This is a genomic window from Pseudoalteromonas sp. S327, assembly GCF_005886415.1.
Lineage (GTDB): Bacteria > Pseudomonadota > Gammaproteobacteria > Enterobacterales > Alteromonadaceae > Pseudoalteromonas > Pseudoalteromonas atlantica.
In genome coordinates, this window is record NZ_PNDP01000013.1 from 64,021 (window position 1) to 76,883 (window position 12,863).

At 40.1% G+C, this 12,863-nt stretch carries 12 protein-coding genes; 3 read left to right on the plus strand and 9 right to left on the minus strand.

Going from position 1 to position 12,863, the window contains the following annotated elements:
* Positions 1-141: 141 nt before the first annotated feature.
* From CWB60_RS05235 to CWB60_RS05245, 3 genes are read right to left on the minus strand one after another with little or no spacing between them, the layout of a single operon-like run.
* On the minus strand, positions 142-2,961 hold the full coding sequence (locus CWB60_RS05235; protein ID WP_138577446.1) for a PAS domain-containing hybrid sensor histidine kinase/response regulator: 2,820 nt from the start codon (positions 2,959-2,961) through the stop codon (positions 142-144).
* Complete coding sequence (locus CWB60_RS05240; RefSeq protein ID WP_138577448.1) at positions 2,954-3,550, minus strand: cysteine hydrolase family protein; 597 nt, start codon at positions 3,548-3,550, stop codon at positions 2,954-2,956. Before CWB60_RS05240 ends, CWB60_RS05235 begins: the two co-directional genes overlap by 8 nt.
* A 21-nt stretch (positions 3,551-3,571) precedes the next feature.
* Positions 3,572-4,600, minus strand: a complete 1,029-nt coding sequence (locus CWB60_RS05245; protein ID WP_138577450.1) for a response regulator — start codon at positions 4,598-4,600, stop codon at positions 3,572-3,574.
* Positions 4,601-4,864: 264 nt separating this feature from the next.
* On the opposite strand from CWB60_RS05245, the gene CWB60_RS05250 reads away from it, so the two are divergent.
* From CWB60_RS05250 to CWB60_RS05260, 3 genes are all read left to right on the plus strand, one after another.
* Positions 4,865-5,128 (plus strand): GrxA family glutaredoxin, encoded by a 264-nt coding sequence (locus CWB60_RS05250; protein WP_004587283.1) that lies wholly within the window; start codon positions 4,865-4,867, stop codon positions 5,126-5,128.
* 162 nt (positions 5,129-5,290) lie between these two features.
* Positions 5,291-7,108, plus strand: coding sequence for a DEAD/DEAH box helicase (locus tag CWB60_RS05255; protein WP_004587284.1), 1,818 nt, complete (start codon positions 5,291-5,293; stop codon positions 7,106-7,108).
* 132 nt (positions 7,109-7,240) lie between these two features.
* Positions 7,241-7,831, plus strand: coding sequence for a hypothetical protein (locus CWB60_RS05260; RefSeq protein WP_138577452.1), 591 nt, complete (start codon positions 7,241-7,243; stop codon positions 7,829-7,831).
* A gap of 80 nt (positions 7,832-7,911) precedes the next feature.
* Here the strand turns inward: CWB60_RS05260 and CWB60_RS05265 are convergent, their stop codons facing one another.
* The 6 genes from CWB60_RS05265 to CWB60_RS05290 all read right to left on the minus strand — a co-directional run bounded on the left by CWB60_RS05265 (position 7,912) and on the right by CWB60_RS05290 (position 12,822).
* A complete protein-coding gene (locus CWB60_RS05265; protein WP_138577454.1) occupies positions 7,912-9,468 on the minus strand; it encodes an AbgT family transporter in 1,557 nt (518 codons plus the stop codon).
* 151 nt (positions 9,469-9,619) lie between these two features.
* Positions 9,620-9,895: a YfcL family protein gene (locus tag CWB60_RS05270; protein ID WP_004587288.1), complete on the minus strand. Its 276-nt coding sequence runs from the start codon at positions 9,893-9,895 to the stop codon at positions 9,620-9,622.
* A gap of 4 nt (positions 9,896-9,899) precedes the next feature.
* The gene (locus CWB60_RS05275; RefSeq protein ID WP_138577456.1) at positions 9,900-11,030 is read right to left on the minus strand and encodes an ATP-NAD kinase family protein; all 1,131 of its coding nucleotides are present in this window, start codon (positions 11,028-11,030) and stop codon (positions 9,900-9,902) included.
* Positions 11,020-11,574: an elongation factor P hydroxylase gene (locus tag CWB60_RS05280; protein WP_055253038.1), complete on the minus strand. Its 555-nt coding sequence runs from the start codon at positions 11,572-11,574 to the stop codon at positions 11,020-11,022. Before CWB60_RS05280 ends, CWB60_RS05275 begins: the two co-directional genes overlap by 11 nt.
* Positions 11,575-11,675: 101 nt before the next feature.
* The gene (locus CWB60_RS05285; RefSeq protein ID WP_138577458.1) at positions 11,676-12,323 is read right to left on the minus strand and encodes a glutathione S-transferase family protein; all 648 of its coding nucleotides are present in this window, start codon (positions 12,321-12,323) and stop codon (positions 11,676-11,678) included.
* 118 nt (positions 12,324-12,441) lie between these two features.
* The gene (locus CWB60_RS05290; protein WP_138577460.1) at positions 12,442-12,822 is read right to left on the minus strand and encodes a DUF4112 domain-containing protein; all 381 of its coding nucleotides are present in this window, start codon (positions 12,820-12,822) and stop codon (positions 12,442-12,444) included.
* Positions 12,823-12,863 lie beyond the last annotated feature (41 nt).

Here is a 12,863-nt window from a genome sequence, read left to right on the forward strand (position 1 = left end):
ACAGTCAATTTTAACCTTTTGAGGTTAAATTTTTGCTAAACTCACTATTTATGTTTGTTTACTTAACAACTAAAAACTTTAATCATAAATACCTTAAGGCCATCTATAACTATTAACCTAAAAGCACGGTTGCATTGCTTGTTACTTTAATAACGACCAAATTTCGTTAATGCGCTCTAACTTAGAGTGTTTAGCGTCATTAAGTTTTGGTAAGTATTGATTTAAGAGCAAATTGAGTTTTTCGCTAATAATTGGTTTAGCTAAATAGTCATTCATTCCTGCTTTAATAAAACGCTCTTTATCTCCATGAATCGCATTCGCTGTTAACGCTATAATAGGGGTGACAATAGCTAACTCTCTGATTTTTTTAGTGGCAGAAATACCGTCTAAAATTGGCATTTGAATATCCATAAATATTAAATCTATTGTTTGCGTTTTAACTTTTTCAATCGCCTCTTGCCCATTACTGGCTATTTTAACTAAGCACCCTTGCTGCTCTAAAAATTGCTGAATCACAATTTGGTTATTTTTATTGTCTTCAACCACGAGTACGTGCGTACCTTTAAATGGCTGAGCATTAATAGTGGCTGTGTTTAGTGTGGTTTCTTTTTTATTAGTAAAAATAATATCAAGATGAAAAAGCTCTTCCTCAAGCGCAGCAATCGCTCTGGGCAAATGCGAAGGCTTAAAAGGCCCATTAAACATCAACATACCAGAGCTCGGCGCCTCTGTTTTTTGGTTTTTACCCAGTAGGTCTATGAGTAATAAACACGGTTTATTTAGGCTCTTATAACTTTTTAAAAATTGTTGCGCTGCGTCTAAATCGGCTTTATTAGTGGTAACAATAGCGTCGGGCGTATTGATACTGTCTAGCTTTTCGATGTCCTCAAGGCGTGAAAAATCTATCGAATGGCGAGTAAGCATATGCTCTATCGCCGTGTTTAATGGCAAGTTTTTACTTATCACACACACATAGGGCTTTTTGGCTCTGGCAGAAAAGCCTTCTCTTTGCACCTGCTCGCTTGTATCTATTAATAAAGGGTAATTCACAATAAACTCACTCCCTTTACCAAACTGCGAGTTAACAGTAATGCTGCCCCCTGCAGCATCACATATTTGCTTACATATGGCTAAACCTAAGCCACTGCCGCCATATTCCCGAGTGATAGAGTTATCCGATTGTATAAACGGCTTAAACATACTCTCGAGCTTGTTTTGCGCAATGCCTATTCCTGTATCTTTAAAACTAAGCTGCAACGTAAATTTATTATTTTCAAACTCAACACACTGTGCTGTCACTATAAGTGAACCTTTTTGAGTAAACTTAATGGCATTTGAGAGTAAATTTATTGCAATTTGCCTTATACGACCATGATCGCCCACCACCTGCGCAGGAACATCAGGGTGCAGATCAAAAATAAGTTCGAGGCCTTTTTGCACGGCGCTTTCACTTACAATATCGATAGCCTCTTCTAAGCAAATATCGAGGCTAAATGGCTGATTATCTATTGAGATTGCTTGCGCTTCAAAGCGTGAGTAGGTCAGCACGTCATCTAAAATACTCAATAATGCATCTGAACTTGTTTTAATCATTTGGGTGTAACGTTTTTGATCTGTTGTAAGCCCAGTGTCGTGTAAGATATCTGCACAGCCAATCACTGCATTTAAAGGTGTGCGTATTTCATGGCTTATATTAGCCATAAAGCGACTTTTAGACTCAGCCAACGATTCAGCCTGGTGCTTAGCATCTAAGAGTATTTGTTCCGCTATCACACGTTCTTGAATATCAACCACGGTCGCCGCTATAGACGTTAAGTGTGTGCCATTAAATGAGGTAATTGGTGTGAGGGTCATTTCAACCCAATTTGGCTCATTAAGCGCGTTGGTTAACCTAATATCCAAACGTTTAACTTCTCGGTTGCCACTACTGTAGCCTGTAAGAGCTGTGTTTAGCTTTTCCACATCCTCACCCATTACAAAATTAGCAATGGGTAAGCCAAGGTGTTTATTTATGTCTGTTTGGAAAAAATTTTGCCATGCTTTGTTCATAAACAATAAACCGCCCTGCGCATCTAACCTCAATACAATATCAGGGATGTTATCGACCACAGAGTGGTAGTTATATTCTATTTCAGCCATGGCTTGTTCAGCTTTTACACGCTGGGTAATGTTGGTTTCTATGGCTATAAAATGCTTAACATTACCGTAATCATCTTTTACGGGGGTGGCATCAATAGCAACCCAGTATTCGTTTTTATTTTTATCATAATTAACGGTTTCTATTTGAAAAGGCTCGGCATTTTTAATCGCTTTAGCCATTAACTGGCGCGACTCTAGGCTTGTTTTAGGCCCTTGCAACAGTTTGCCAGGGCTAAGCCCGATGACTTCTTCACATTTATAACTAGTAAGCGTTTCAAAGCTTTTATTAACCCATTCTATTTTGCCAAATCGGTCGGTAATTATAACTAAATTATTGGTGTGGCTTGCCACTAAAGAAAGTCGCTTAGCGTACTCTTGTTGCTGGGTGAGTAAGTATTGGTAGTCTTTATGTCGTTGAATGTCGTGTAACGAGCCAATAAACCCGCCGCTATCGTCGCAGGCCAAGCGCATTTCAAACCAGTTAGTAAGGCCGTCATTATTTTTTACTTGCAGCTCTATACTGGCACTAAAAACGCCTTCAAAAATAGACTCAATATACGCTGACAGCTTTAACGAGTCTTTGGTCTCTAACAGCGATGTGATTTTTTTACCTATGAGCATGGCCGGCGTAAAACCCAACTTATTAAGCCATGCTTCGTTCACGTAGCTAAACACTAAATGTTTATCACATTCAAATACACACTCATCAAGTAAGGCAAGTAACTTAGTTTGCCTGCGGGTGTTTGCAGAAAGCTGCTCTATTAGCGCGTAATGAACTTGTACTTGTAGCTCGTCTTTTTCTTCCATATGCGCCTCATTCATTTACTAGTTCTGTATGGCTGCACACCTTGGCATAAAGCGGAAAAACCTCTTCACAGTAAAATGATTGCTCAAACGGCGTTCTGCTTGATGTACAGTCATTAAGTACCGTCACATTAAAGCCAAGCTCTACCGCAGAACGCGCCGTAGAGTCAATGCAAATAGAGGTCACCGTGCCTGCTAAAACAATGTTAGTGATGCCATTTTTATTAAGCACATTTGCAAGCTCTGTATGAGTAAACGCATTTAACCCGCGTTTACCGGGTATTTGCATAATACGTTTGCCATATTTATTAAACTCTTTAATGCCTTGAGCACCATAAGAGTCGGCTTTAAAAGCCCCTACTTCGGCAATCACTTTTAAAATACCAATTGGGTTTTTAAGCTCGCTATAATCTTGTGTAAAGTGAATAGGCGTACTGAGCACTAATGCAAATTTATCTATGTATTTGTCGAGCAGCGCTAACGTGTTATTTACCACGCCGGTTACTCTTGATGACTCTTCAACCACTTGGTATAAAATGCCATCAGGCGAAAAGTAATCATTTTGAAAACCAATGAGCAGCAAAGCTGTTTTTGATAAATCGTTCATAACGTCCTCCTAAACGGGCCTTTAGGCAGCTTGCCAAGGCTTAATAAACTCTTCTAATACAGCTTTTGTTACCGGTTTTTGAAGATAGTGCGTCACCCCTTTTTCGAACAACTGAGCAATTTGTTGCTCCTCAGTAATGCCCGTTAAAATAACTTTTGGCGTGTTATCGTTTGGGGTGTTTTGTTTAATGAGCTGCTGAGCTACATCACTGCCAAACATACCTGGCATACGCTCATCTAACAGCAGTAAATCGAAAGGTTCTTGCTGGGCAATAAGTAAGGCACTTGAGCCATTTTCTGCACAGGTTACTGCGCAGCCAAGCATTTCAAGCATGACTTTGGTCGCAACTTGGCTTGGCAAGCTGTCATCAGCAACCAATACAGATAATTTGCTGTGGGTATTTAAATTATTAACCGCATTAACTAAGTCAGTATCAAAAAACGGCCACGCCAATACAGGTTGAGAAATAGCGTGATGGCTTTGCAGCTCACTGAGCGCATCAAATGCGCAAATTTTTATACTCTGAGACGCCCCATTATTTAAAAAATCACTCGCAAGTTGCTCTGCAGATAGGTGACGCGCATCTTCAATTTTTAAAGCGTTGGTGTGGTTGCTGTCGGCGAGTTTTAAACCATAGTTTTGCGCACTAAAATTAACTAGATAATGAATGCTTTGCTCTAAGTCGTCTTTATTATTGGCTGCGCTAATAAACTCTTTGTTTGTATCTACCGATGAAATTGGCTCACGGGTTGCAAGTAAACCGTGTATATCAATGGTGTGCATTTCAGGATTCGAATCTACCCAGTAATTTAAATTAATGCCCTGTAAATTGGCCTCTACTGTTAGCAAAAAATGGCTTTTAGCGGCTTTTAGCGAAGGTAAAATAAACGCTTCACACTGGATAATCATTTGCTCAGGAGACACCTGTAAACAAATATAATTACACTGTAATTTGTTGATGAGTGTAATTGCCACATTTGTGTTGTCTGCTTTGCAAAAGCGGGCAATTACCCCTTGAATAATTTCTAAAACATGGCTGTTATTACTCATCATCGCTCCTAATAAGAATGGCTCTGTAGTTAAATATCAATTTACATGCCACTTGCAGCGCCTTTACTAATACGATGAATTCATTAGATTTAAAAATTACACATCCTTTACATAAATGCGCTTTTGCAAATTGCAATTCAAAATGCATGGCAAATGAGTAATTAAGCGAGTTAACAGTAAAACAGAATTAACCAATCGATTTTTTGCGCTTTAAATTATTAATTAATCGTTTAATATGAACCCAACTAAATTGAGGAGAGTATTATGCTTACAGTAATTTTTGGCCGCGAAGGCTGCCCATTTTGTGTACGTGCTAAAGATGTTGCCGAGCAACTATCAAATGAGCGTGATGATTTTAAGTTTCGTTACATCGATATTATCAAAGAAGGCATTAGCAAAGCGGATTTAGAAAAGTCTGCAGGAAAACCATGCCCAACTGTGCCACAAATTTTTGTAGATCAAACCCACATTGGTGGATTTACTGAATTTGAAGCCTACGCAAAAGAAAATCTAGGCCTATATAAATAACGCTTTGTATATAGCTTGTTAACCAGTTTAAAAAATCAAAAACTTAAACTGGTTAAATTTCAACCAACATCAACCACATACAAATTAGTTGTAATTTATACAAGCAATTGCCTCGTATTTCCTATACAATGCGCGCCTCTTTAAATTCGTTGAGGCGTATTAATGTCAGAACCAGTCACGTTTGAATCTCTAAATCTTTCTCCTGCAATTTTAAAGGCAGTTGAAGAGTTGGGTTACAAGACACCATCTGAAATCCAAGCTCAATGTATACCGTTATTGCTAGAAAGAAAGGACGTACTGGGACTAGCACAAACGGGTACAGGTAAAACTGCAGCATTTGCACTGCCGTTACTAAACAATATTGACCCGTCTGTGAAACAGCCACAGATCCTTGTACTCACACCAACACGTGAGCTTGCGATCCAAGTTGCTGAGGCATTTGAACAATATGCAAAAGGTACTCGTGGTGTTGAAGTATTAGCACTGTACGGTGGCCAAAGCTACAGCATTCAATTAAGCGCACTTCGTCGTGGCGCACAAATTATTGTTGCTACTCCGGGTCGATTAATCGATCACATAAACCGTGGCACTATCAAGTTTGATGCTTTACAAGCACTTGTACTTGATGAAGCCGATGAAATGTTACGTATGGGCTTTATCGATGATGTTGAAAACATCATGGAAAAAACACCGCGCGAAAAGCAAACATGTCTTTTCTCTGCGACCATGCCTAAGCAAATTCAAAACATCAGCAGCAAATATATGAATAACCCTGAACAGGTTCATATATCTGCGCGTAACTCAACTGTATCATCTGTTGAGCAAGTGTTTTGGAATGCACACGTACATAAAAACAAAGCCATTGTTCGTTTCTTAGAAGCAGAGCAATACGAAGGTGCTATTGTTTTCGTACGTACACGTAACGATACAGTGCAACTTGCTGAGTTACTAGAGCGCGAAGGTTTCTCTGCTGCGCCACTTAATGGTGACATGAACCAGCAAGCACGTGAGCGCACGGTAGATCGCTTAAAAAGCGGTATGCTAAACGTTGTTATTGCAACAGACGTAGCAGCACGTGGTCTTGATGTAGACCGTTTAAGCTTAGTTATCAACTACGATATTCCACAAGACTCAGAAGCCTACGTTCACCGTATTGGCCGTACAGGTCGTGCTGGACGTACTGGTAAAGCAATTTTATTTGTTAAGCATAACGAACGTTATTTACTTAAAAATATCATTCGTCATACTAAGTCTGAAATTGCACAAGTTGAGCTACCTACAGCTAAAGTAGTTGAAGAAAAACGAATTAATGCGTTAAAAGAAAAGCTTACGCTTGCTCTTGAAAACAAAGACATTACGTTCTTCAATGAAGTTGCTGCTAGCATGGCACAAAAACTAGACTTATCTTTAGAAGACCTAGCGGGTGCATTACTGTGTTTAGCACAGCAACAATCGCCAATTAAAGTTGAAGAAGTTAAGATTCAACCTCGCAACGAGCGTAATACACGTAACGAGCGTGGCGATCGTAATGACCGTCGTCGTAACGAACGTGGTGACCGCCCTGAGCGTAAACCTCGCGAGCGTAACAGCCGCGATGCAGGCCCTATGGATACTTACCGTATCGAAGTGGGTCGTGAGCACGGTGTACAGGTTAAAAACATTGTTGGCGCGATTGCTAACGAAGCTGATATCTCAAGCAAGTTTATTGGTGACATTCGTCTACACGACAGTCACAGTACGGTACAATTACCGCAAAACATGCCTAAAGATGTACTTGATCACTTCCAAAAAGTGTTTATTTGTAAACGCCCAATGGGTATGACACTAACACAAGATCAAGGCCCAGCTGAGCCACGTGGTGAACGCGCTGAGCGCCCAAGTGGTGATAAAAAGCGTAGCTTTAACAAAGACAACCAACGCGGTGATAAACGTGGCGGTCCTCGTAAAGAACGTCGCCCTGTGAGCTTCACATCTAACTAAGCTTTATAGCTTACGTTATAAAAAACCTTGCCACGAAAGTGCCAAGGTTTTTTTGTTTTAAAGCCACTGCTTTTGTAAAAAATAAAAATTCTGTAAACTAAGAAAAAACTATAATTCACGGATGAATTAAAATTGAAAAAATATTATGACAACTTGCTCTTTGCAGCAATAATAAGCTTTCCAATACTGAGCATTGGCATGCTTATGTTAATGGATTTTACCGACCCGCCATTTATCGAAAATAAAATTTATGAGGCTATTTTTTATATAGCGCTTCCTATTTTTTGCGGGGCATCATTTATCTATCTCCATGTACTTGTAATCAAAAAATATAGACGTTGCAGTGACTATAGAGAGCACCTTAAAGATAGCTTTTCAGATACAAAAATGAAGTTATCATTAATCTTCATCTACCCATTACTCCCTTTGTTAATCTATGCAACTCTCTATTTTTTACTCTCTGCCCCCATTGAGTTATGGGCTTACTACACGCAAGGCGATTATTGGTATAAGGAATATATCCTCACTGATGTACAAGAATGTGGGTCTGATTATGAAGATAGTTGTACTCGTTTATACTTTAAAGACCCTACAACTAACAAAACGCACGATTTTAGATGGTACGACGATAAATCTACAATAATGAATAACAAAAACGATTATGTGTATATTGTTGGTGAGGCCAGTTTGTTTGGCTATATAGTGAGAGAATTAGAAAGGTAATTAACACTACTTTTTACATTGCAGCAATTTTATATAAAAACCTCACTCAAGTGAGTGAGGTTCATAAATTAAGGTTTAAGTTAAGGTAACGCCGGATAAACGTAACTCGCATCTAACCCTAACGGAATACCGAGTGCCCAATACCCTAGCAAGAAAATACTCCAGCCAATCATAAACGCGATTGAGTAAGGGATCATAAGCGCGATGAGCGTGCCTATACCGGTATCTTTTACGTACTTTTGGCAGTACACCACAACCAATGGGAAATACGGCATAAGTGGGGTAATAATGTTTGAGCTAGAGTCTCCGATTCTGTAAGCCGCTTGGGTTAAATCGGGTGATATACCTAGTTGCATTAACATTGGTACAAAAATAGGCCCCAGTAATGCCCATTTTGCAGAGCTTGAGCCTACGAACAAGTTTACAAAGCCGGTTAAAAATATAATACCTACAACCGTTACGGCGCTGGGCAACTCCATTGCTTTTAAAAGCTGCGCCCCTTCAATGGCCATTAATGCCCCTAAGTTAGACTTAGAAAACGCAGCAATAAACAACGCACAAAAGAACGCCATTACAATGTAATAAGCCATGCCACTCATCGCGGTACTCATCGCATCTATCATATTTTTTGAGTTTTTAAAGGTACCAACGGTAAAACCATACACGGCACCGGGTATCCAAAATAATAAAAAGATTAAAGGCACGATAGATTGCATCAGGGGCGATCTAAAATTAGTTAGTGAGCCATCGGCACTGCGCATTGCTGAATCGGCAGGAGCGGATACAAACGCAAGTAAAGCAAGTCCTGCAATCATTACGCTACTGGCTATAAAAAAAGCACGTTTTTCATCACTTTTAGCTTCATCAAACGCGGGTAAGTTTTGGGTGTCTTCATTAAGTGCTGTGTTTTTTAACCGAGGCTCTATTATTTTATCAGTGATATACCAGCCTAATAACACAATAAATAAACTCGAGGCAGAAGTGAACGCCCAGTTATTAAGCGGGTTAATCGACATATCGGGGTTAATAATTTGCGCTGCACTTTGGGTAAAGCTTTGCAGTAATGGGTCTATTCCTGATGGAATAAAGTTAGCGCCAAATCCACCACTCACACCAGCAAATGCGGCTGCAATACCCGCTAATGGGTGTCGCCCTGCGGCAAAGAAAATAACACCCGCTAATGGGATCACTAATACGTAGCCAGCATCGGTTGCTGTATGGCTTACAATAGCTACCAAAATGACTGAAGGGGTTAGCAGTTGCCTTGGGGTAACTTTAAGCATTAGCTTAAGGCCTGTATTGATATAACCTGAGTGCTCAGCCACTCCCACGCCTAACATGGCAACCAGTACCACCCCTAGCGGTGCAAAGCCTGTAAAGGTTTTTACCATAGAAGATAAAAATGAGGCGAGTGAGTCGCCCTCTAATAGGTTATTTACAACAATGGCTTGGCCTGTCCGTGGGTCTAACGCGTCAAAGCTAATCCCCGACAGTAACCACGAGCACAACCAAATAAGTAACATAGCGAATAAGAAAATAATCGCCGGATCGGGAAGTTTATTACCAACTCGCTCCACAAAGTTTAAAAAACGCGCGATTAACCCTGTAGGTACCGCAGCTTGATTATTATTGTTCATTTAAAGCTCCCAAAATAGGTTTAAGTAACAATATACCATTAATGTGTAACAGTAAATTAACTAATAAATCTATTATGGGCACAAATAGAGCATAAAAAAACGCGGCTTCATTATCGTCGCCGCGTTTTTATAATTGTGAACTAAACATCGGTTAAGCGAGGGCTTTCACTTCTTCCCAAAGCCTAACAACCAAGGTTTTATCTTCTTCGTTTAGCTCGCCATTGCGGTATGCTTTAACTAAGCTCTGCTCTACGGTTTCGTTGAGCTCATCAATAGAAATTGTCAGCTCTTCTACTTCTGCATAACCTACTGCAAGGTCGTAATGTCCGCGCAAGTAACCACCAGCGAACAGCTCATCATCTGTTGCTTTAATTACTAAATCATCAAAGTATTGCTGCGCAGCATCAATATAATTCACTAAACTCATTGGGTTACTTCTCCTGGTTTTCATAACCGACAGCATACATAATATGGTCGTTATAGCCGGTGGTTACTTTAATGTAACCTGTTAATTCATCATCTAAAGCGCTGTCGCCGGTGTCACAAATAAGTGGACGCCCGTTCAACGCGTGTAATTTGGTTTTAGTTGCCACCACAATAATGTTTTCTTTGCCAATAGTGCGAATAAGCTCAGGGCTTAGCTGCTGATTCCCTCGGCCAAAAATATGGCCTTGCCCGCCTATTAATGTAATAACTAATTGAGTAGCTTGCCCGTGCGTGTACTCAAGTAGCTGTTTAGCAGTTAAGTCTTGCGCAACTAGGGTTTGATCTTTAATTAAATCTACGCCTAATAAAGTATTATCCAGCCCCATTTCTTGCATTATTGCTTCAACAGTTGAGCCACTACCCATAATGTAATAGGTGTCTTCATCCATTTCGCTCACCACATGCGCGGCAATGTCGGCAAGTACTAATTCATCTGTTTCTTTACCACCATTTTTAACCGCTTGTACATAACGTACTTCGCTTGGTATTTGCATTTCACCGTAGCACTTAGCTTTTACGGTGCCTTGCCTAAACGCCTCTTCGTCAATATCCATTACATCGGCATCTGCAAGTGTAACTAGCTCGCCTTTTACTAGCATTTCTACTACGCGCCCTGCTGCTTTAGGTGTAATTGCATATACGCCAGAGTGAATTTTACAGCCAGCAGGTATACCCAGCACTGGCACGGTATCTTCTATGGCATGACAAATATTGCGCGCAGTACCATCGCCACCAGCAAACAGGACTAAATCTACGCCTAAATTTTTAAGTAGTTTAGCGCTAGCCTCTGTATCATCGGCGCTTGTTACGGTATTGGCGGTATAAATTACTTCAACATTAAAGCCTAGTGCGCGTGCTGCTTTTTCGCCCATATCGCCATTTACAGTATAAATTGTTAACTGCTCTTTATAGGGTACAAGTACTTCTAGGGCAGCCTGTGTGCGGCTGTTAGCTTTGGCTTGCGCACCCAGCTCAATTGCCTTTGCAGCAGTGTTTTCGCCATCACTGCCTTTTAAAGCAACGCTGCCACCAAGTCCTGCAACAGGGTTAATAATTAAGCCTAACTTAAACTGCATTTTGTAACTCCTGAGGGTGGTGCCAATTAAATTGTTGAGCGGTTAACGGCCACGGTGTTTTATAAAAATCACTTAACGCTTTTAATAATGCATGGGTACGTGCGTTAACTCCCTGCTCTAATAACATTAATACTTGCTGGTGTACTCGCGCCTGAAAGTCAAACCGACAAGTTTGCTCACCGTTCAAGTTATCTACCGACACATTAAAATCAAAGCCAGCAGCGGTGCTGAGCAGCCACTCTATGGCTTGTGGTTTTATTTCTACGTTTTCAAATTCAGCCTGCTGGTGTTTATCTCGCCCATCTGGGCAGTACCAATACCCATAATCTTCAAGCTCTCTGCGTTTATTGCCAGCCACTAACCAATGCGCTATTTCATGTAGGGCACTGGCGTAAAAGCCGTGTGCAAATACAATTTGATTAAAACCATGGGTATTATTGGCAGGTAGATAAACAGGCTCATCATCGCCTTTTACTAAGCGAGTGTTATGGCTTTGATAAAAAACACTATCGAAAATAGATATAAGATCGGCTATATGATGCATAAAAACTGATTAATTCGTCTCGGTTACAGCGCAAAATTAGCGCACTAAAAACGAGACGAATTGTACGGGCTTTTACCTTTAAAGTAAAAGTGATGAGCGAGTTATACCTCTACTCCCGCCTCATCGCACTGCACTATATCGGTTTCTGTAAGTGCTTGGGTTATCCACTTTTGCAAAACAGGGCAACGCATCACAAAATCACAATACTGCTGCGCCGCTGGGGATAAGGTAATCTGATACGTTTTTAAACGAAGTACAATGGGGGCGTACATCGCATCGGCAATACTAAAGTCGCCAAAAAACCATTCATTAGGAAACATATCTTGCTGCTGGGAAAATATCTCATCAATACGTTGAATATCTTTTAGTGCAGCACTTGATAGCGTTACTTTACGTGTGGCTCTTATATTCATCGGCATTTCGTTTCTCAGTGCCATAAAGCCGGCATGCATTTCAGCGCTTAATGCGCGCGCTGTAGCTCGCTGAGTAATATATTTAGGCCACCCTGCTCCCGATAAATAGGCATCGTTAATATATTCACAAATTGCGAGCGAGTCCCACACTTGCAAATCACCATCAATTAACGCCGGCACTTTTTGAACGTGGAAGTGTTGTTTTAGTTCGTCGTAAAAGTCACTGGTGTCGAGCACAAGCTGGGTTTCGTCAAACGGGACATCAAATTTACTCATTAAATACCATGCGCGTAATGACCAGCTAGAATAGTTTTTATTACCGATAAATAATTGCATTTTGTATATACCAAAGTGAATAGGCTTCCCTACCTTACTAGGTGATTAAACAACCAACAACACTTTGTTTTTTATTCTTAATGCTAAATTTAAAGCCTCTAAAAAAACAGTATTACTATCAATTATCTAACTGCGCATTTAAATGTTTTTTTAATAAACGGGTATTGCGGGTGTTGGCTTTAAAAAAAGCATCAAATATATCGCCAAAAAATGGAACTAAGCCGCCTACAAAATCAATCAGCATATTAATAATCATTTTACTCTTTATACGTTTACTCACGCCTAAGCGCTGCGCTTCTATTAGCACATAGCTTGATAAAATAAGTCCTGCAGCATCCCCTATTACGGGTATTAAGCCAATCACCGCCTCTAGCCCTATGTTAAATTTAGTAAAAGGGATGGCAATGCTGCTATCGGTATAATGACTAAACTTTTCCAAACGTTTTAATGTTGATTCATATTCAGCATGCGAGAGGTTAGTTTGAATATTTTTACTCATAATAGCTACTTTTTATGTGAGGTTGTCATATATAAACACTA